Annotated in this window: 15 protein-coding genes, 7 tRNA genes and 1 rRNA gene; 6 read left to right on the top strand and 17 right to left on the bottom strand. The window is 42.7% G+C overall.

Going from position 1 to position 20,232, the window contains the following annotated elements:
• Nucleotides 1-436: 436 nt before the first annotated feature.
• The 11 genes from glmM to FBF75_RS14865 form a co-directional block, all read right to left on the bottom strand.
• On the bottom strand, nt 437-1,783 hold the full coding sequence (gene glmM / locus FBF75_RS14915; RefSeq protein WP_008360584.1) for a phosphoglucosamine mutase: 1,347 nt from the start codon (nt 1,781-1,783) through the stop codon (nt 437-439).
• Nucleotides 1,784-1,808: 25 nt separating this feature from the next.
• The gene (locus FBF75_RS14910) at nt 1,809-3,215 is read right to left on the bottom strand and encodes a CdaR family protein (RefSeq protein WP_060832003.1); all 1,407 of its coding nucleotides are present in this window, start codon (nt 3,213-3,215) and stop codon (nt 1,809-1,811) included.
• Nucleotides 3,208-4,029: a diadenylate cyclase CdaA gene (gene cdaA, locus FBF75_RS14905; RefSeq protein ID WP_008344027.1), complete on the bottom strand. Its 822-nt coding sequence runs from the start codon at nt 4,027-4,029 to the stop codon at nt 3,208-3,210. The genes FBF75_RS14910 and cdaA overlap by 8 nt, the downstream gene beginning before the upstream one ends.
• 204 nt (nt 4,030-4,233) lie before the next feature.
• Nucleotides 4,234-4,860 (bottom strand): anti-sigma-W factor RsiW, encoded by a 627-nt coding sequence (gene rsiW / locus FBF75_RS14900; RefSeq protein WP_008344028.1) that lies wholly within the window; start codon nt 4,858-4,860, stop codon nt 4,234-4,236.
• A 14-nt stretch (nt 4,861-4,874) separates the two neighbouring features.
• Entirely contained in the window at nt 4,875-5,438 is a 564-nt protein-coding gene (gene sigW / locus FBF75_RS14895; protein WP_007498553.1) for an RNA polymerase sigma factor SigW, read from the bottom strand.
• A 185-nt stretch (nt 5,439-5,623) separates the two neighbouring features.
• On the bottom strand, nt 5,624-6,535 hold the full coding sequence (gene rocF / locus FBF75_RS14890) for an arginase (RefSeq protein ID WP_039170230.1): 912 nt from the start codon (nt 6,533-6,535) through the stop codon (nt 5,624-5,626).
• A gap of 136 nt (nt 6,536-6,671) precedes the next feature.
• Nucleotides 6,672-6,743, bottom strand: a tRNA-Gln gene (locus tag FBF75_RS14885).
• Between the two features lie 4 nt (nt 6,744-6,747).
• Nucleotides 6,748-6,832: transfer RNA gene (locus tag FBF75_RS14880), tRNA-Tyr, on the bottom strand.
• A 28-nt stretch (nt 6,833-6,860) separates the two neighbouring features.
• Nucleotides 6,861-6,933: transfer RNA gene (locus FBF75_RS14875), tRNA-Thr, on the bottom strand.
• A 3-nt stretch (nt 6,934-6,936) separates the two neighbouring features.
• Nucleotides 6,937-7,012: transfer RNA gene (locus tag FBF75_RS14870), tRNA-Val, on the bottom strand.
• Between the two features lie 6 nt (nt 7,013-7,018).
• Nucleotides 7,019-7,093 (bottom strand) — tRNA-Glu (locus FBF75_RS14865).
• Between the two features lie 220 nt (nt 7,094-7,313).
• Here FBF75_RS14865 and murQ point away from each other — a divergent pair.
• Genes murQ through FBF75_RS14835 form a run of 6 tightly spaced genes read left to right on the top strand, consistent with a single transcriptional unit; the run spans nt 7,314 to nt 15,042 of the window.
• Nucleotides 7,314-8,225 carry an N-acetylmuramic acid 6-phosphate etherase gene (gene murQ / locus FBF75_RS14860; RefSeq protein WP_060832002.1) on the top strand — a complete coding sequence of 304 codons (912 nt, stop codon included), beginning with the start codon at nt 7,314-7,316 and terminating at the stop codon, nt 8,223-8,225.
• An 11-nt stretch (nt 8,226-8,236) separates the two neighbouring features.
• Nucleotides 8,237-9,106 (top strand): MurR/RpiR family transcriptional regulator, encoded by an 870-nt coding sequence (locus tag FBF75_RS14855; RefSeq protein WP_007498558.1) that lies wholly within the window; start codon nt 8,237-8,239, stop codon nt 9,104-9,106.
• Nucleotides 9,103-10,482, top strand: a complete 1,380-nt coding sequence (locus FBF75_RS14850) for a PTS transporter subunit EIIC (protein ID WP_008344031.1) — start codon at nt 9,103-9,105, stop codon at nt 10,480-10,482. Before FBF75_RS14855 ends, FBF75_RS14850 begins: the two co-directional genes overlap by 4 nt.
• A gap of 12 nt (nt 10,483-10,494) precedes the next feature.
• Nucleotides 10,495-11,850, top strand: a complete 1,356-nt coding sequence (gene pbp4b / locus FBF75_RS14845; protein ID WP_060832001.1) for a penicillin binding protein PBP4B — start codon at nt 10,495-10,497, stop codon at nt 11,848-11,850.
• Nucleotides 11,851-11,863: 13 nt separating this feature from the next.
• Nucleotides 11,864-13,783, top strand: a complete 1,920-nt coding sequence (locus FBF75_RS14840; RefSeq protein WP_060832000.1) for a glycoside hydrolase family 3 protein — start codon at nt 11,864-11,866, stop codon at nt 13,781-13,783.
• Nucleotides 13,784-13,833: 50 nt separating this feature from the next.
• Nucleotides 13,834-15,042 carry an exo-beta-N-acetylmuramidase NamZ family protein gene (locus FBF75_RS14835; protein WP_390309433.1) on the top strand — a complete coding sequence of 403 codons (1,209 nt, stop codon included), beginning with the start codon at nt 13,834-13,836 and terminating at the stop codon, nt 15,040-15,042.
• A gap of 38 nt (nt 15,043-15,080) precedes the next feature.
• Here the strand turns inward: FBF75_RS14835 and FBF75_RS14830 are convergent, their stop codons facing one another.
• From FBF75_RS14830 to rrf, 6 genes are all read right to left on the bottom strand, one after another.
• Nucleotides 15,081-16,046, bottom strand: coding sequence for a bile acid:sodium symporter family protein (locus FBF75_RS14830; protein ID WP_060832813.1), 966 nt, complete (start codon nt 16,044-16,046; stop codon nt 15,081-15,083).
• Between the two features lie 61 nt (nt 16,047-16,107).
• Complete coding sequence (locus FBF75_RS14825) at nt 16,108-17,547, bottom strand: SulP family inorganic anion transporter (protein WP_060831999.1); 1,440 nt, start codon at nt 17,545-17,547, stop codon at nt 16,108-16,110.
• Nucleotides 17,548-17,875: 328 nt separating this feature from the next.
• A complete protein-coding gene (gene hag, locus FBF75_RS14820; RefSeq protein WP_017358869.1) occupies nt 17,876-18,841 on the bottom strand; it encodes a flagellin Hag in 966 nt (321 codons plus the stop codon).
• A 944-nt stretch (nt 18,842-19,785) separates the two neighbouring features.
• Nucleotides 19,786-19,858, bottom strand: a tRNA-Thr gene (locus tag FBF75_RS14815).
• 1 nt (nt 19,859) lies between these two features.
• Nucleotides 19,860-19,934 (bottom strand) — tRNA-Asn (locus FBF75_RS14810).
• 43 nt (nt 19,935-19,977) lie between these two features.
• Nucleotides 19,978-20,093 (bottom strand): 5S ribosomal RNA (rrf, locus tag FBF75_RS14805).
• Nucleotides 20,094-20,232: the final 139 nt, after the last annotated feature.

The raw sequence follows: 20,232 nt of genomic DNA, 5'->3' as shown, positions 1-20,232 counted from the left end.
AGAAACACTTACGGCTGTGATCTCTATATTTGATCAGCCGGGAGGCATCCGCCGAAAAATTCGATAACCTCCATCCTCGTCAACTAAGCATCTGTCTCGTTCGATCGCTTAGTTCGGGCGCTATAATTATAAGAGTGGCTGAACATCTACCCTGCCTTTCCTGCTAGAATAAAAATCCAGTAACACAAGGATGATTGTACTATAAGGTCTGACCTCCGTCAATCACAATTTAGCGGGTGATCCCTTCATGTTAGAAAGTAAGACCTCCCTACACTATATGCGATGAGGCTTGTCACGTTCTACCTTTGATGTGCTCTCTTATGTATGAAAGCAAACAGCAAATTGCCCTCGCTTATATGATTCGTATAGAACTTTCCTCTTATGACGTTTATTCGAAAAAAAAGCAAACCGCTACTTTGCGATTTGCTTTGATCAATTACTCAATACCCATTTCTTCTTTGACAACAGCCGTAATGCGAGCCACGTATTCATCACACAACTCTTTTGTTTTCGCCTCTGCCATGACACGTACAAGCGGCTCTGTTCCAGATGGACGAACCAGGATGCGTCCGTCACCGTTCATCTCTTTTTCAACCTCTTGGATCACAGCTTTTACTTTTTCATTTTCTTCCACTTTATATTTATCAGATACCTTCACATTCACTAGAAGTTGCGGGAATTTCTCCATTTCAGCTGCAAGCTCTGACAATGTTTTTCCTGTTGCTTTTAGTGTATTCACCAACATGATCGCTGAAAGCATGCCGTCACCTGTCGTATTATAATCAAGGAAAATCAAGTGGCCTGACTGCTCGCCTCCGACATTATAGCCATCCTTTTTCATCGCCTCGACCACATAGCGGTCACCAACAGCGGTTTGAATGCTCTTAATGCCTTGCTTCTCAAGCGCTTTATAGAAACCAAGGTTACTCATGACCGTTGATACGACCGTGTCATCCTTCAATCGGCCTTCACCCTTTAGATAACGTGCACATATGTACATAATTTGATCGCCGTCTACAATATCACCTTTTTCATCGACTGCAATTAAGCGGTCGCCGTCGCCATCAAACGCAAGACCAATATCGGCTCCTTTTTCTTTCACAAAAGCAGAAAGTGCCTCTGGATGAGTAGAACCTACGCCATCGTTGATATTCAATCCGTTTGGTGATGTTCCCATTGTTGACACATCTGCATCTAAATCTGCAAATAAATGTGTTGCAAGAGAAGATGTTGCGCCGTGTGCACAGTCAAGCGCCACGTGAATGCCTGTGAAATCCTCGTCCGCTGTCTGTTTCAAGAACTGCAAGTACTTCTGTCCGCCTTCAAAGTAGTCATTCACTGTTCCAAGATCGGCGCCAACCGGACGTGGCAGTTGATCAACTGGCTGATCCATTAGCTGCTCAATTTCATTTTCTTGTTCATCTGACAGTTTAAAACCATCACCGCCGAAAAATTTAATTCCGTTGTCTTGAACTGGGTTATGCGAAGCTGAAATCATGACACCTGCTTCTGCATCCATTGCCTTCGTTAAATAAGACACACCAGGTGTTGAGATCACACCTAAACGCATGACTTCAGCCCCAATTGAAAGTAAGCCTGCTACGAGTGCTCCTTCTAACATATGACCAGATACACGCGTGTCTCGTCCAACGAGTACCTTTGGACGTTCTTTATCCTTCGTGAGCACATAGCCGCCAAATCTCCCAATTTTAAATGCGAGCTCTGGCGTTAATTCGCTATTAGCCACACCCCTTACACCATCAGTTCCAAAGTACTTGCCCATGTTTCAATCGCTCCTTTTTTACCATTCAAGAGGACGCTGCGTCCTCTTTGTTATCTTCTTTGACCCGCTGTCTTTGACTTGATTCTTTTTTTGCTTTATCTTGTGTAGATTCCTTTTGACTCTTCTCTTCCTGATCATCATCGGATGATTGATCTTTCCGATCATTCGTAGAAGCCGGCTGATCTTCTGTATCTGTAGAAGTCAGTTTCACTTTGACCTTCGATCTAGATAATGTCCAAGTCACATTTTGAGGCCCATTCACTTGTACTTTGACCTCATGTGTTCCTTCGTTTAAGTCCCCGACATTGATATAGGCTTCAATATCTGAAGCCTTTAGTTTATCAATTGCACTCTTTGAACCTTTTGCTGTTAGTGTGAGACGCCCAGAAGACGGACTCACAAATGCAGAGCTGAGATCCTTGCTCAGACCCACGACAGAAATTGGGACATTATCGATCTTTTTTTCTTCAGCTGTTGCAACCTTCACTTTGATCTTAACAGTTTCAGGCGATACCTTTTTCACACCATCTGGCAGTGGAATGTCGGCATCAATCTCTGTATCATCTTTAATCTTGCTTAGGTCGAGCTTAACTCCGTCAATAAAATCAAGTGTATCCAGCACCTTTTGAGAACCGTAAACTGTAACCTCACTTGGGCTTGTCTCAATGCTTGAGATACTGATCCCATCTGGCAAGTTGCCCGTCCGCTCAATCTTAAACGGAACTTTCTTGCTTGGACTCGTAATAGGGACCGTAATATCTACCACAGACGGACTCACTTCGACCGGCAGCTCATTCCCACTGCTATCATACACAGTGAGCTTCGCTTCTTTCTCAATTTGCTGATCGACATCCTCTAAGTTCACAAATGCTTTAATGACAGAAATTTTGTCGATCACGTCTTTTGAGCCAGTAACCGTGACATTTTTCGGATTCACAATAGGCTGCTCTGGTGAATAGCCGTCTTTGATTTTATTTTGATTATAAAATTCCGTTTCAACAGGGAATTCAGCTGTCGTTTTTTCTTGTATCGTCACAGTCGTCACAGACGGATTAATCGTTAACGTGATTCCTTTCGATACATCTCTTGCCTTCAATTCGACTTTATGTGTACCTGTCGTCAGGTTTTGCATATCTGCGTAAATTTCAAAATTTTTCGTTTGTCTTGCTGTTTTCACAGCACTAGTTGATCCTTTAATCGTGACATTGACTGTCTGCGGCACACCAGTGACTACATACTTTTCGTCATCATAATACGCTTTAACAGGAATGTCCGTTAAGGTTGCTTCGTCTGTTGTCGATGTTGGGAAAAAGGATTCACCGATTTTTTTCGGCGTGGGCGCTTGCGCTGAATTGACTGCACCATACAGCAATAAAGCGAAGACCAATGCAAGAAACTTAACGGCCCAGCGATTATTCAAAATCTTATCCATTTTTCTTGCCCCTCCAATACCATTTGGTCGAGGAAGCATCTTTGCTGTTCTTACTAAACTCAGCAATCAGCATTTCTTCAAGCGCTTCTTCTGTCAATTCTCGATGGAGATCACCATTTCTTGCGACACTAATGCCGCCTGTCTCCTCGGAGACGATGACGGTTAAACTGTCCGTTACTTCACTAATACCAACTGCCGCGCGGTGACGTGTACCGAGCTCCTTAGAGATAAAAGGACTTTCAGACAGCGGTAAATAACACGCTGCAGCTGCAATCTCATCACGCTTCATAATCACAGCACCGTCATGAAGCGGTGTATTCGGAATGAAAATATTAATCAGCAGCTCAGAACTGACCTTTGCATTTAAAGGAATTCCGGTCTCTATGTAATCATTCATTCCAGTATCGCGCTCAATCGTTAATAGCGCGCCTATTCTTCGTTTTGCCATATAGTTAATTGCTTTTGTAATTGCCTCGATCGTTTTCTGCTGCTGTTCCTCTACAGGTGTTCCGCTTCTAGAGAAGAAACGGCCGCGCCCAAGCTGCTCAAGCGCTCTCCTTAGCTCTGGCTGAAAAATAATAATGATCGCAAGGAACCCCCACGTAATCGCTTGATCCATCAGCCATTGAAGTGTGTTAAGACCGAGATACGCACTTCCCATCCTGACGAGAACAATGACAACAATTCCCTTTAAAAGCTGAACCGCTTTTGTTCCGCGGATGACCATCATTAATTTATATATCACATACCAAACAACGAGAATATCAACAGCATTACCGAGGTACTGCAAAAAAGGAATATCCCCTAAAGCCATTTCCTCGTCCTCCAGAATTTTCAGTTATTCTTCGTTCGATTCATTTTTTATAAAAAAAGAGCCTATGTGTAAGTACATAGCGTGGCTATTATACCACATTTTGTTTCAGCAAGGAAAATAGTTGCCATATCTGGCTGGCATTCAAGTCTGTCCATCAATAGAAAAAGAGCAGTCCCCTTAGAGACTGCTCTCAAACTGTTTGATTTACTTTTGCTCCTCTGGTCCAATGACCCGCATCACGTCTTGTGCTGTAGACTTCATTTTGTACCAAACCCAATCAAACACTTCATTAATTTCATTGATTTGACCAGTGACTTGTCCGGCAGAAGCAGTCAGCTGTTCTCCATTGACGACTGTTACGTTTCCATCAACCTTGCCTTCTACAATCAGCTTGCCATTTTTCACAGTGACGTCACCTTTGACGGTTTCCCCTTTAGGTACCGTCACTGTATCATTTTCAACCACGAGATTCGGCTGCTTTGACACACTGAAATTATGATCCGTATTCCAGCTAGTAAACAGACTGCCTCCCATCAATATGACAAAGAGGGCAGCGGCGACCATTAGCGGATGAGCTTTGATCCATCTTTGAATCGACACACGCTTTTTCTCCTTTGGAAGACCTGCCATCACCTTTGCAGTGAAATCAGATGGTGCTTCTATATGAGATGTACTCTGCACGAGCGCGATGGATTTCTCAATTTGTTGAAAATGAGTACGGCATTCCTCACACGATTGCAGATGGCTCTTTAATTCTTTTTCATCTTCGGGCTCTATGTCCCCGTCTAAATACTGATGCATAAGCAGGACGATTTTTTCCTGACAGCTCATCAAAATCACCTCACTCAAAGGTCTCTCAACTGTTTCCGGAGAGCCTCTCTACCCCTGTGTATTCTCGTTTTCACCGTACCAACTGGTATATTCAGAATCTCACTAATTTCTTTTAACGAGAGTTCATCAATATACTTTAATACGATGACCGAGCGATATTTATCGGGTAATCTTAAAATTTTTTGCTGAATGGTGCTCGATAATTCAAGCGACACCACCTCGTCCTCTGGCAAAATGCCGTCAGCCGCAATTTGAGAATACATATTCAGTCCTTCTGTCCCTGCCACCTCTGCATCTAAATAATAATCCGGCTTTTTTTTACGAATACGGTCGATGGTCAGGTTGGTTGCAATGCGGTACAGCCACGTGGAAAACTTACGATTCACATCAAAGCTCTCAATATTCACATAGGCACGAATAAACGCCTCCTGCGCAATATCTTCTGCTTCATGTGCATTCCCAAGCATACGGTAGCACAGCTGATAAATTTTGTCTTTATACAGGTCTACGATGTCTGCAAATGCGTTCTGGTCGCCTTTTTTCACTTGCTTAATTCTCTTTTTAATCATTGTTTCCATAGTATATTCAACCTCTGCCTTCACCGGTCTTTATGTATACGAACCTCGTTCCAAAAGGTTTCATTCTCCTCTAAAAAATAGTGTAACAAATTTTTGACAGCATGTTACGCTTATCAGCCGGTAAAAACCTTAACATATCCTTAAATTTCCCCAAAATTAAAAAAAGAACGGGAACAAGTCCCGCTCTATAATAGCTTTTCACCCATTAAAGAACCAATTAATGCAACTGCCGCTTCTGCTGTTTTATTTTTCTCATCTAATACCGGATTCACCTCAACAAACTCAGCAGAAGTCAAAATCCCTGCTTCCTCTAAAAGCTCCATTGCTAAATGACTCTCTCTATAACTGATGCCGCCAGCAACCGGCGTTCCCACGCCAGGGCACTCTGCAGGATCTAGCCCATCTAAATCAAGCGACAAATGAACACCATCTGTTCTTTCTTTTAAATAGGCAATGGCTTCCTCCATTACTCTCGTCATCCCTAATCGATCGATTTCATGCATCGTATACACTTTAATGCCTTTTTCTCTAATCAATGCCCGCTCTCCTTCATCTAAAGAACGAGCACCAATCAAGATCACATTCTCAGGCTTTACTTTAGGTGTATAACCGCCAATATTGATTAAATCAGCATGCCCAAAGCCGAGACTGACAGCGAGCGGCATCCCATGAATATTTCCAGAAGGAGAAGTTTCCTCTGTATTTAAATCACCGTGCGCATCATACCAAATGACACCCAAATTTTCATAATGTTTGGCTACACCGGCTAGTGTACCAATTGCAATGCTATGATCCCCGCCTAAAATCAGCGGAAACGAACCTGACTGCACAATACTGCTAACCTTTTCAGCAAGAAGCTGGTTTGCGCCAGCATTCTCCGTTAAGTTTTTCAGTTTTTCACTTGTATAGAGACCTTTCTCATCATCTCTTTGCTCAACAGGAATATCCCCTAGATCTTCAACATCAAATGAAAGCGATTCCAATTTTTCTTTTACACCAGCACAGCGAATGGCACTCGGCCCCATATCGACGCCCCTTCTCATTTGACCGAGATCCATCGGTACCCCGACAATCGTGACCTTCTTTTGATCTCCCATATGTACATCCCCTTTCCGTTCATGCTTATATTTTACTTTCTCGGTGCCTTCTGACTCAACTCAACAATATTTTGAATAGTTATACATTCCAATCGTCAAAATAAAAAAAGACACCTTTTTAAAAAAGGTGTCTTAACTGGGCTAGCTGGATTCGAACCAACGCATGACGGAGTCAAAGTCCGTTGCCTTACCGCTTGGCTATAGCCCAAAAATGGTGGAGGGGGGCGGATTCGAACCGCCGAACCCGGAGGGAGCGGATTTACAGTCCGCCGCGTTTAGCCACTTCGCTACCCCTCCACATATGGAATTGATAAAAGAAAAACAGTGCCGGCAAGAGGACTTGAACCCCCAACCTACTGATTACAAGTCAGTTGCTCTACCAGTTGAGCTACACCGGCATATGGTGGAGGATGACGGGCTCGAACCGCCGACCCTCTGCTTGTAAGGCAGATGCTCTCCCAGCTGAGCTAATCCTCCACATGATGGTGACCCGTACGGGATTCGAACCCGTGTTACCGCCGTGAAAGGGCGGTGTCTTAACCGCTTGACCAACGGGCCAGTTTGTCAAGTTTACTGTTTCCGTGAAGCTGACAAAAGTTATTATATACAGGTTGTCCCCCTTTTGTAAAGGGGATTTTTATTTTTTTTATTTTCTAACTATTCAACCCTCATCAGCATAACATTTCGACTGAAATATAATTTCAGTATTTAAATATAATATTGAAATTTCATGTCATACTCAATATACTGAAAATGAAGAAATAAGGAGGTATGTCACATGCAGCCATCTCAACTGCGTTCTTTGACAACAGAATCAAGAAACCCTAACACCATGAGAATTTCACAAGCAAGCCCGCTAGAAATACTCCAAATGATAAATGCGGAAGATATGAAGGTCGCTGAAGCCGTCAACCGTGTCCTTCCAGACGTAAAGACAGCAAGTGACTTGGCCTTTGAATCCATCTCGAATGGGGGCAGACTCATTTATCTAGGCGCTGGAACAAGCGGCAGAATTGGGGTAATGGATGCGGTCGAATGTCCACCTACCTATAGCATTTCACCTGATGTCATCGTAGGCATCATGGCCGGTGGCGACTCTGCCTTTTCACATGCAGCAGAAGATGTGGAAGACAGTGAAGAAGCTGGTCAAAAAGATTTAGAACACATCCACCTCACATCAAAAGATACAGTTGTCGGCATCGCGGCGAGCGGTAGAACACCCTATATCATTGGCGCTTTAAACTATGCTAGAACCATTGGAGCAAAAACAGTAGCCCTCAGCTGCAATGAACAAGCAGAGATTAGCGAACTAGCAGACTGCGCCATTGAAGTCGTCGTAGGAGCAGAAGCCATCACTGGGTCAACACGAATGAAAGCCGCATCCGCTCATAAAATGATTTTAAATATGCTTTCCACCTCTGTCATGATCAGACAAGGCAAAGTATATGAAAACCTGATGGTAGATGTAAAAGTAAGCAATCATAAACTAAAAGAACGCGCCATCACCATCATTCAACATGTGACCAATGCTTCCTACGAACAAGCCGTAAAAGCCCTTGAAGCAGCCGATTTAGAAGTTAAAACAGCCATCGTCATGCTCCAAACCAAAACAGATAAAAAGACAGCCAAAGACCTGCTCAACAAAGCAGATGGTCACATCGACAAAGCCATCTTACGTCATCAATCTTAAAGGAGAAACTCATGTCAGCAGGCGGACTCACCCTACTACACACAATGAAATCCAAGCTTCCCCAATCTGAAAAAATCATTGCAGACTATATCCTTGCCCATCCTGACAAAGTCATTAAAAGCACAGTGCATGAAATCAGTCAGGCTGCCGGTGCAAGCAGCTCTGCCGTCATCCGTCTCTGTAAGTCTCTCGGGCTGGATGGCTATCACGATTTGAAAATGCGGATCGCTGGAGACTTAATGCACACTGATAAACAAGGCTACCGGGATATCGAACAAGATGAACCACTTCAATCCATTATTCAAAAGACAGCAGGAAACACCATTCAATCGATCAAAGATACAGCCTCTATATTAAATGTAGAAGCTTTAGAAAAGGCTGTTCAACTGCTGCTGAATGCAAACCAAATCCATTTTATCGGTGTGGGTGCATCTGGCATCGTCGCAGCTGATGCCCAGCAGAAATTTCTCAGAATCAATTATGCAGCCACAGCCTTCACTGACATGCACATCGCATCTACGGTCATCGCAAATGCTGGAAAGAATGACATTGTGTTCGGTATATCCTTCTCAGGAGAAACATTAGACATCATCCAAGCGCTTCAGCTCGCCAAAGAAAATGAAGTAAAAACCATTGCTTTAACGCACCCAGGTCATACAAGCGTTTCTGCATTGTGTGATGTCCATCTATCAACGTCCGGTTCCAATGAAGCACCTTTTCGCAGTGCTGCCACTTCCTCTAGAATGGCACAGCTCTATTTAATCGATGTCTTGTTCCTCAGTTTAGCCTCCCGTCAATATGAACAGACAGCACAATATATTGACAAAACAAGACATGCCATCCGCTCCATGAAACGAAAAACAAAGGGGGATTCAACATGAGTCATCAAAAAAAATATCAGCAGTTGGCGAAAGAAATCCTTTCACTCTGTGGTGGTTCTGAAAACATCTCTTCCCACACACATTGTATGACACGTCTCCGAATTACACCCATTGATCGTGAAAAAGTGCAAACCACCGCGATCAAAGAACTCGATGGCGTCATTGGCGTCGTCGAAGCGGAAACACTGCAAATCATTTTAGGCACAGGTGTTGTCAACCAAGTATCAAGTGCGTTTGAACAGCTGCTCAACGCCTCAGGTTCATATGACTTAAACAACGAAGCACAGAAAAACAAACAAGCCATTTCACAAAAGAACCGCACACCATTCAAGCTGTTCTTACGGCGGATCGCCAGCATTTTCATTCCCATTATTCCAGCACTCGTTGCATCGGGTCTTATAACGGGTATTACAAAAGCGGTCGTGCAAGCAGGCTGGCTCGATGAAAAATCTCAAGCTGCGATTATCCTAACCGTTATAGGCTCAGGCTTGTTTGCTTATCTCGGTATATTAGTAGGAACAAACGCCGCAAAAGAATTTGGTGGCTCTCCTGCATTAGGCGCATTAGCAGGTATTCTCATCATTAACCCAGCTGCCGCTGATATTATGTTATTTGGCACTAATATTCTACCAGGCAGAGGCGGACTCATCGGTGTTCTTCTTGCAGCTATTTTTATGGCACTTGTTGAGACACGGATCAGACGCTTCGTCCCGCAATCACTCGATATCATCGTCACACCAACCATCACACTACTCATTACAGGCATTTTCACGTACGTTATCTTCATGCCAGTCGGCGGATTTATATCTGATGCCATCACCTCTGGACTTACTTATCTATTAAACATTGGCGGTATTTTTGCCGGATTTGTTCTTGGTGCGACCTTCCTTCCTCTTGTTGTCACTGGACTTCACCAAGGCCTAACACCTATTCATATGGAACTGATTAATTCAATTGGAGATGACCCGCTTCTGCCAATCCTCGCTATGGGAGGCGCAGGACAGGTCGGTGCTGCCTTTGCCATTTATATGAAAACAAAAAAGAAAAAGCTGAAAAGAGCCATTGCAGGCGGACTTCCTTCAGGAATGCTTGGAATTGGAGAACCGCTCATTTTCGGTGTCACACTCCCGCTCGGAAGACCCTTCCTCACCGCTTGTCTCGGCGCTGGAATCGGCGGAGCATTTCAAGCCTATTTCCAAATCGCCACTAAAGCAATCGGGGTATCAGGTCTCCCATTAACCTTTATCGTTCACACACATCAAATGCTACTTTACTTAATAGGACTCTTTATTGCATATGTCGCTGGATTTATCTTCACATACTTATTTGGATTTCATGATGATATGGCTGTTGAATTCGAGGAAAATAAGCAATAGGAGGTCTAGCTCTTGAAGAAATATTTTCTCATCATCACAAGTCTGTTCATGCTCCTTGGGTTACCAGTACAAACATTTGCAACTAGCTCCCATCCTGTATCGTCTTTGTCTAAAACAGCACCTGAAGAATATCCCGTCTTAAAAAAAGCAAAACGACCGGAACAAGTAGGTTTTTCTTCTAGGCAGCTTAGGAAGGTTGATCACATGATTCAAAACGATATCAAAGCAGGGTTTCCAGGGGCAGCACTCATCATTATCAAGGATGGTCAGATCGTCCATCAAAAAGCCTATGGCTACAGACAAAAATATAAAGGGACAACAGAACTAAAATTCTATAAGAAAATGAAAAAGAACACACTGTTCGATTTGGCATCCAACACAAAAATGTATGCCACCAACTATGCCCTGCAAAAGCTAGTATATGAACAAAAACTAGATGTAAATGAAAAAATACAAACCATCCTGCCTGACTTTCAAGATGAACCAGATGCAAAGGTAACCGGCAAAGATCAGCTTCGAGTCAAGGATCTTCTCACCCATTCTGCCGGACTGCCTTCCAGTGTTTTATTTTATAGCAAAGAGCAAGCGGGCTCTTTTTTCTCTCAAGATAGACAAACAACCATGAAATGGCTACCAAAGGTGCCTCTGCAATACAAGCCAGGCACTCAGCATATTTATAGTGATATTGATTACATGCTGTTAGGCATGATCATTGAGAAAAAAACCGGTATGCCACTTGATCAATATGTAGAGTCGACGATTTATCGACCGCTTGGTCTAAAACATACCATGTTCAATCCGCTGAAAAAGGGATTCAAGCCAAAGCATTTTGCAGCAACCGAGCGTCTAGGCAATACAAGAGATGGTGTCATTGATTTTGAAAACATTCGCAGGTATACCTTGCTAGGTGAAGTCCACGATGAGAAAGCCTATTACTCAATGGCAGGTGTCTCCGGACATGCTGGACTTTTCTCTAATACATCAGATATGGCCGTACTGCTTCAGCTGATGCTCAATAAAGGAGGCTATGGGAAAACAACCATCTTTGACCAAGCTTCTATCGATCTCTTTACGGAATCATCAGACACGAACCCAACTTACGGGCTAGGCTGGCGGAAAAACGGCAATACTGACATGGAATGGATGTTTGGGAAATACGCAAGTAAAGAAGCGTATGGACACACAGGCTGGACCGGAACGATGACTTTGATTGATCCAAAACACAATCTAGGCGTCGTCTTGCTGACAAATAAAAAACATTCACCCGTCGTTTCACCTGAAGTCAACCCAAATCAATTTGAAGGTGACCTTTTCCCAACTGGTACTTATGGAAGCATCATGACCGCAATCTACGAATCTTTTAAGTAAAAGGAGGAATTCGATGTTAAAAGCTCTGTTCCCCGCTGCACTCGTTTTGGCCCTGCTCACCTCTTCCATTCCAACGGAAAAGGTGAGCTCCGCCCCTCTCCCAACTGCCAAACAAATGGTTCAGGACATGTCCTTGGATGAAAAAATTGGCCAAATGCTCATGCCAGACTTTCGCAATTGGCAAGCAGAAGGTGAATCCGCTCCTACAGGCTTCACAAAAATGAATAAAGAAGTCTCTCACCTTGTAGAGAAATATCATTTAGGCGGTGTCATCTTATTTGCAGAAAATGTCGTTGATACGAAACAAACCGTCAAACTCACACATGAATTTCAAAAAGCATCACCCAACATTCCTTTACTCATTTCCATTGATCAAGAAGGCGGAATCGTCACAAGACTACAAAAGGGAACACATTTCCCAGGAAATATGTCGATTGGTGCCTCTAGAAGTAAGAAAAATGCATATGACACAGGAAAAATCATCGGCAAAGAATTAAACGCTCTAGGTATCAATACAAACTTCTCTCCTGTTCTTGATGTGAATAATAACCCGAATAACCCCGTCATTGGTGTCCGTTCCTTTAGCTCTGACCCTGCACTAGTCACGCGACTTGGTCTTCAAACCATGAAAGGACTTCAAAAGGAAAAGACCATTTCCACATTAAAGCATTTCCCGGGACATGGTGATACAGCTGTTGATAGTCACTACGGACTTCCGCTTGTCGAACATGATCTAGATCGTCTTAAAAAGGTGGAGCTGTATCCGTTTCAACAAGCAATCAACGCAGGGGCAGATATGGTCATGACCGCTCATGTTCAATTCCCAGCCATTGATGACACAACGTATAAAAGTAAAAAAGATGGCGAGGACATTATGGTTCCAGCAACCTTATCAAAAAAAGTCATCACAAACTTATTAAAAGAAGACATGGGCTTTCAAGGAGTGGTTGTAACAGACGCCCTTAATATGAAAGCGATTGCAGATAACTTCGGACAGGAAGAAGCTGTGGTAATGGCTATTAAAGCAGGCGTCGACATTGCCCTCATGCCAGCACCTGTCACGTCCTTAAAGACAGAAAAAAACCTAGAGAATGTGTTCAATGCTTTAAAAAGAGCAGTTCTCACAAACGAAATTCCAATGTCACAGATCAATCAGTCTGTCGAAAAAATCCTTCAATTAAAGATCAAACGCGGCATCATTTCCGCCAATAAATCAGTAAGCCTTGAGAAGAAAATCAAAAAAGCCACACAGCTCGTTGGTCAAAAGTCGCACCGAAAAGCAGAACAAAAAATGGCACGTGAAGGAATCACTCTACTCAAAAACAACGACAAAACCTTGCCTTTTAAGCCTAAAAAGAATGACAAAATCGTACTCATGGCACCATACGAAGATCAAACAAAAGCAATGTCCGTCACAATTGAATCTCTGATCAAACAAAAAAAGATCAAACCTGTGCGTATCCAATCATACGCATTTGCAGATAAGAGCTTCTCCAAAGAAACAGCCAAACTCATTCAAGATGCTGACTATGTCATTACCGGCTCTTACGTTGTCCAAAATGACCCGGCTGTGAATGATGGCGTCATTGATGACGGTGTACAGGATCCGAAAAAATGGGCAACGGCCTTCCCTCGTGCTGTCATGAATGAAGCAGCAGCACAAAACAAAAAATTGGTCATCATGAGTCTCCGAAATCCATATGATGCTGCAAATTTCGAGGAAGCCGACGCCTTACTAGCTGTGTACGGTTTTAAAGGGTACTCAAACGGACAATTCAATCAACCAAATATTCCTGCGGGACTAGAAGTGATTTTTGGAGCGGCCTCACCTAAAGGGAAATTACCCGTCGCTATCCCATCAGTCACTCATCCTAACCAAACCCTTTACCCATTTGGCTATGGACTCAATTTAAAAGGCAAACAGATCAAATAGGAGGGATTCTCTTGAAAAAGACAGCAAGCTTGATACTCGCTAGCATTCTCATGATCAGCACATTGACCGCCGCCTCCCCCGCAGATTCAGAACGAACAGATACAAAAGGAAAAAAAGCAACAGTCAAAACAGGTATCGAAACATTACTCTCAAGTAACCTCTCTTGGCTTAAAGGGAAAAAAGTAGGGCTTATTACGAATCCTACAGGCATTGATGCAAACATGAAAAGCAGTGTCGATCTGCTATTTGAACACCCCGATATCAAACTGACTGCCTTGTATGGGCCTGAACATGGCGTCCGTGGTGATGCACAAGCAGGAGAAGGCGTCGAATCGTATACCGACGAAAAAACGGGCCTGCCTGTTTACTCTCTTTATGGAAAAACAAGAAAGCCAACTCCTGAAATGCTCAAAAATGTAGATGTCCTGCTATTTGATATTCAAGACGTTGGTACTCGTTATTACACCTATATTTACACGATGGCGTATGCAATGGAAGCAGCTAAGGAAAACAACATTCCATTTGTTGTCTTAGATCGTCCAAACCCAATAGGCGGGCTAAAAGTAGAAGGACCCGTATTAGAGCCAGAACACGCCTCTTTTGTAGGTCTCTATCCCATCCCATTAAGACATGGGATGACGACTGGAGAACTTGCATACATGTTTAACAAAGAGTTTCATATCAACGCTGATGTAAAAGTGATCAAAATGAAACATTGGAAACGATCCATGACGTTCGATGACACGAAGCTGCCGTTCGTCCTCCCTTCACCTAATATGCCGACCGTTGATAGTACCTTTGTTTACCCAGCAACAGGATTAATCGAAGGCACAAACGTTTCTGAAGGCAGAGGAACGACAAAACCGTTCGAACTCATTGGCGCTCCATATATCAATAGCAATGAGCTAGCAGATCATTTAAATGGGTTAAAACTAAAAGGCGTTCAATTTAGACCTGTCTCATTTACCCCTACCTTTTCAAAACATGCCGGGACTTTGTCTCACGGGGTACAGCTTTATGTCACAGACCAAAAATCATTCGAAGCAGTCAAAACAGGTCTATCTATCATCAAAGCAATACATGACTTGTATCCTAATGACTTTCAATTCCTACAAACAGGCAGCTTTGATAAACTCATCGGGAATAGCTGGATCAAAGAAGAAATCAATAAAGGCACTTCCATCAAACACATCATGAAACAATACCACCATGATCTAAAGACATTCGAAAAGAAACGGAAGAAATACCTCATCTATTAATCGCAAAAAAGCCTCCACCTTAAAGGATGGAGGTTTTTTCATGATAAAGACTTAGTCACAGCAGGTACTTTCAGCTCGAAACGATGAAGTAAAAAGCCAAACAAGGCTGCAAGCACTTGCTGAAACAGCATGCCAATCACGACAGGAACAGCAACAGCAGGCGGGAAAAAGCTAATGGCAAGCACAGCACCCGCGCTAATGTTCCGCATACCGCCCGTATACACAATCGCCACAATTTCTCCTTGGGTACATTTCATCGCCTTTCCAATCAACCACGCAAAAGCATACCCACTCATCGCAATGAAAAAGACAGTCGCTGCTTTGCTAAAAAATGCAGCATCCAGTTCACGCAAATACGGGGCGACAACAGAACTGTTAATCGATACGACAACAAACAAGCCTAATTTTGAAAAAGGAGCCAAGGTCTGACTCATTGCTTTTATCACCGATGGCTTTGCATACTGACGAACGAGCATCCCTAAAATAGAGGGCAGCACCACCATACCGAATAGTCCTTTCATGATCGCCACCATGTCCATGTGGACCTGTGTACCAACGAAGATTGACAAGCTTACTGGTACAATCAATGGCGAAAGCAATGTATCAATTAATATGATAGATAACGTTAACCCCACATTTCCTTTATACATTGCCGCCCATATTAAACTAGACACACCTGTCGGAATCACCATCGCAAGCGTCAAACCGGTGATCGTCATAGAATCGCCCGCAAATATCAAATGCCCCGCTGACCATGCATAAAGGGGCATCAACACATGCAAAATCATAAACGATAAAATCAAAGGCAATGGATGCATCACCGTATGTTTTAAAGCTGAAAAAGTAGATGACAAGCTCCCTGAAAATGTCATCACAGCAAACACCCAAGGCACCAAAAAGGTGAAATCTTTTAAATACGCCGCCAATAATACACCAAGTAGCACGCTGACAGGCGTAATGAGCGGCATCATCCGGCCGAGCACCTGATTCAAACGGACAAGCATGCCGGCCACCTCCATCCTTCACTTTCTTCCTTGTTCTATTGTATCAAACAGAAAAGTCTTTTTAAGATCCGATCACTTGTTTCATAAGTTTTTGACTAGACGTATCCATTCCAACTACGTCCACCTCTACACCAGCTGTACGATATTTTTCCTTCACACGTTCAATCGCAGCCACACCTGATTCGTCCCATATACGCGCTTCAGACAAATCAATCACAACCGTGTTCAAGTCGTTTCCATGATGGAAGGCTTGAATCAATTCAGTCACGGAAGCAAAGAAAATTTGACCCTTAATTCGATAAACCCATGTACCAGCTTGGCTTTCTGTAGAGGTAATATGCAGTTTTGATATTTTAGCCACAAAGAATACGGCACTAAGCAGCACCCCTGCAAAAACACCCTTGGATAAATCATGAGTGAACACCACCGTCACGACCGTGACAAGCATCACAAGAGAATCTGTTTTTGGGTTCTTTTTCAGCTGCTGGAATGAACTCCAATCAAAGGTACCAATAGAAACCATGATCATGACAGCAACAAGAGCAGCCATTGGAATTTGAACAACCACATCACCAAGCACAAAAATCAATACCATTAAAAATGCACCAGCCACAAAGGTAGAAAGCCGGCCTCGTCCCCCTGCCTTTGTATTAATCACAGATTGACCAATCATCGCACAGCCAGCCATACCGCCAAAAAATCCTGCCACCACATTGGCAATTCCTTGGCCTCTCGCTTCCTTATTTTTACGACTAGACGTTTCCGTCATATCATCTACAATTTGTGCTGTTAATAAAGATTCAAGTAAACCAACCATCGCAAGTGCTAAGGAATAAGGAAAAATGATAGCAAGTGTTTCCCAGCTAAACGGTACATTGGGAATAAGAAAAGTTGGCAAAGAGCTAGGAAGCTCTCCCATGTCCCCAACCGTTCTGACATCAATATGCCCAAATACAGCGATCATCGTCATCACAATAATTGCAATAAGTGGAGAGGGAACAACTTTGATGACCATCGGTAATACATAAATGATGAACAAAGCGCCACCTGTCATGATATACATAGCCATGGATTCCCCAACGAAATGCGGCAGCTGTGCCATGAAGATCATAATTGCCAACGCATTGACAAAACCAACCATCACAGACCTCGGAATAAATTTCATCAGACGAGACACTCGGCACACTCCAAACACAATTTGAATCAAGCCTGTTAAAATCGTAGCTGCGAACAAATACTGCAATCCATGATCTGCAATTAAATTGACCATGACCAGCGCCATAGCACCAGTAGCGGCAGAGATCATACCTGGACGTCCACCAACAAACGAAATCACAATCGCGATACAAAACGAAGCATACAAACCGACCTTAGGATCAACGCCCGCAATAATCGAAAACGCAATCGCTTCAGGAATCAAAGCCAAGGCCACTAAAATACCCGCCAGCACATCCTGACGCACATATCCAAACCATTCTTGCTTTACAAATAAATCTTTCAAACCATCTACTCCTTTTTATATACATACCGCACACGGAAAAGAAGATCATTCAAACCTGGAGATGAGGAAAGGAAAATAAACAATGCTTCACTTTCGGGGAAAAAGAGGAACGTACAGAGTCTTTTGTTAGAGAGGATAATCATCACTTTAGTAAGAATATAAGAAAGGAACTAAGGAATCAAGCACAAAAAGAAGGAATGTGTAGAAAATTGATACAAAGCTTACTTACCAATCGATTTATTCCATTCTTGAGTCTATTTGTCACTGAGCATGTCCAACATTTAAAGCAAACAACAAAAGCCCCTATATAAAAGGGGCTTTTGGTTGATTAACGTAATAATTGAAGTACATTTTGCGGCTGTTGATTCGCTTGTGCAAGCATAGCTTGAGACGCTTGAGAAAGAATGTTGTTCTTTGTGAACTCACTCATTTCTTTCGCCATGTCAACGTCACGAATACGAGACTCAGCAGCAGTTAAGTTTTCAGCAGATGCACCCAAGTTGTTAATCGTGTGCTCTAGTCGGTTTTGTACTGCACCAAGTTTTCCACGTTGAGCAGATACTTGGTTAATAGCTGCATCAACAATACTTAGTTGAGTATCAAAACCAACATCAGTAGCATCTGCTGCATTATCAGCAAACTTTCTTACATCGATGTCTTTAATCGCTTGATTCGCTACAATTCCATTAGCACCTTTCACTCCCAATGCATCTGTACTCATTTTATCAATATGAACTGAGATTTGTTGAGTTGCATTAGCACCGATTTGGAACACTAAAGCATTACCACTTGCTGGAACTGCAGGTGTACCTGTATCTGGATCATCTGGATCTGTCGGCGGAATTGCTGGTGTTCCTGGGGTTCCTTTAAACGAACCATCTAATAATTTTTTACCGTTAAACTCTGTACGATTTGAAATTCCATCTACTTCTTCTTGTAAAGCTTTAATTTCATCTTGGATAGATTGAAGGTCAGACTCTTTATCCTGTGTACCAGTATTTCCAGCTTGAACGACTAGTTCACGAACACGTTGAAGGATTGAGTGAGTTTCAGTCAATGCACCTTCAGCTGTTTGGATAAGAGAGATACCGTCTTGTGCGTTTTTAGAAGCCATTTCTAGTCCGCGGATTTGTCCACGCATTTTTTCAGAGATTGCTAGACCTGCTGCGTCATCTCCTGCACGGTTAATTTTAAGACCAGAAGAAAGTTTCTCCATGTTCTTTTGGCTTGCACCGTTGTTTGCAGACAAACGGTTTAATGTGTTAAGTGCTGCGATATTGTGGTTAATTCTCATTTCCTATTACCTCCATGTAATTTTTTTCGAGCTTGTCTACAAAGTCCATTTAGATGAGAAGCTCTTCCTTAGAATTTCCGATTTCTAAGGCATGTGTACAGTAATAATGCAGATCACCTTTTGGCTCTCTAACTTTACTACCATATGTAACAACAGTTATGGCAATAATCATGAAATCTCCTTCTATTAATGCTCACCATAACAAAGAGTATTGTGTTACCTACTATAGACAGACCTACCACATATTTTAGTTTGTGGAAATTGTTTATTTCACAAATTCGACACATTTAAAATGCATAAAAGGAAAATGAAATTCTATCAACTACGTTTTCAGGAGGAGAAACATAATTAGTGTAAAATTGTGTGGAAACAATACTTTTTCATATACCTAGAATCACTCGATAAAGTAACAGAGAAAAGAAAAAGGATTTTGAGATAAGGATTCACTTCAAAAAAAGAACGTTGAAAAATAACATCAAAAAAGCCCCTGTTCTCTATGATCAGAGGCTTTACCTTTTTCACTTTTTCAATGCTTTTTGAAGAGCTGCTTTTATCTTCGAACCGTTCCATCTTTTATGTGGCACAACGTTGACCAATGGAATGCCTTGCTCTGTCATCAACTAGACGAATTAGCATTGTACGTTCTCAACTACCTTTTTATATTTAAATAAATAGTGGGAGCGATTCGCAAAAAAGCACGATATAAGAAAATTCATTTGCATGATATGCGTCACACTCATGCTACTATGCTAATAAATCAAATCGGCAAAATATCTGGGTTTAATATCAAATCTGTCTATCATCGTTTAGGTTATGCAGAAGCTATATCAAACTTATTGCAAATTCGATAATGCGTCCCCATTGCGTCCCCCAGCAATTAAAAAAGACATAAAAAAAAGCCTTCTCATCATCGAGAAACCTTGTCAGAACAATATTTAGAGGAAAGCTTCCAAGCGGGCTCGAACCGCTGACCTCTTCCTTACCATGGAAGTGCTCTACCTACTGAGCTATGGAAGCATGGCTCCGCAGGTAGGACTCGAACCTACGACCGATCGGTTAACAGCCGATAGCTCTACCACTGAGCTACTGCGGAATGGATAAAGTAACTTCTTCCATTGGAAGGATATAAACAAAAAGCTTGGCGGCGTCCTACTCTCACAGGGGGAAACCCCCAACTACCATCGGCGCTGAAGAGCTTAACTTCCGTGTTCGGTATGGGAACGGGTGTGACCTCTTCGCTATCGCCACCAAACCTGATGGAGAGAATGTTCTCTCAAAACTAGATAACAATGTTCATTTTTCACATTAGAATATAGGTTAAGTCCTCGATCTATTAGTATCTGTCAGCTCCACGTGTCACCACGCTTCCACCTCAGACCTATCAACCTGAT

The sequence above is a fragment of the Bacillus sp. S2(2019) genome (genome assembly GCF_005144805.1).
Taxonomy (GTDB): Bacteria; Bacillota; Bacilli; order Bacillales; family Bacillaceae; genus Bacillus; species Bacillus altitudinis.
This window is presented reverse-complemented; position numbering and strand designations above follow the sequence as displayed.

Excerpts from the sequence above, each read along its gene's own strand:
- glmM (WP_008360584.1), bottom strand. The coding sequence starts at position 1,783 with ATGGGCAAGTACTTTGGAACTGATGGTGTAAGGGGTGTGGCTAATAGC.
- FBF75_RS14910 (WP_060832003.1), bottom strand. The coding sequence starts at position 3,215 with ATGGATAAGATTTTGAATAATCGCTGGGCCGTTAAGTTTCTTGCATTG.
- cdaA (WP_008344027.1), bottom strand. The coding sequence starts at position 4,029 with ATGGCTTTAGGGGATATTCCTTTTTTGCAGTACCTCGGTAATGCTGTT.
- rsiW (WP_008344028.1), bottom strand. The coding sequence starts at position 4,860 with ATGAGCTGTCAGGAAAAAATCGTCCTGCTTATGCATCAGTATTTAGAC.
- sigW (WP_007498553.1), bottom strand. The coding sequence starts at position 5,438 with ATGGAAACAATGATTAAAAAGAGAATTAAGCAAGTGAAAAAAGGCGAC.
- rocF (WP_039170230.1), bottom strand. The coding sequence starts at position 6,535 with ATGGGAGATCAAAAGAAGGTCACGATTGTCGGGGTACCGATGGATCTC.
- murQ (WP_060832002.1), top strand. The coding sequence starts at position 7,314 with ATGCAGCCATCTCAACTGCGTTCTTTGACAACAGAATCAAGAAACCCT.
- FBF75_RS14855 (WP_007498558.1), top strand. The coding sequence starts at position 8,237 with ATGTCAGCAGGCGGACTCACCCTACTACACACAATGAAATCCAAGCTT.
- FBF75_RS14850 (WP_008344031.1), top strand. The coding sequence starts at position 9,103 with ATGAGTCATCAAAAAAAATATCAGCAGTTGGCGAAAGAAATCCTTTCA.
- FBF75_RS14840 (WP_060832000.1), top strand. The coding sequence starts at position 11,864 with ATGTTAAAAGCTCTGTTCCCCGCTGCACTCGTTTTGGCCCTGCTCACC.
- FBF75_RS14835 (WP_390309433.1), top strand. The coding sequence starts at position 13,834 with ATGATCAGCACATTGACCGCCGCCTCCCCCGCAGATTCAGAACGAACA.
- FBF75_RS14830 (WP_060832813.1), bottom strand. The coding sequence starts at position 16,046 with ATGCTTGTCCGTTTGAATCAGGTGCTCGGCCGGATGATGCCGCTCATT.
- hag (WP_017358869.1), bottom strand. The coding sequence starts at position 18,841 with ATGAGAATTAACCACAATATCGCAGCACTTAACACATTAAACCGTTTG.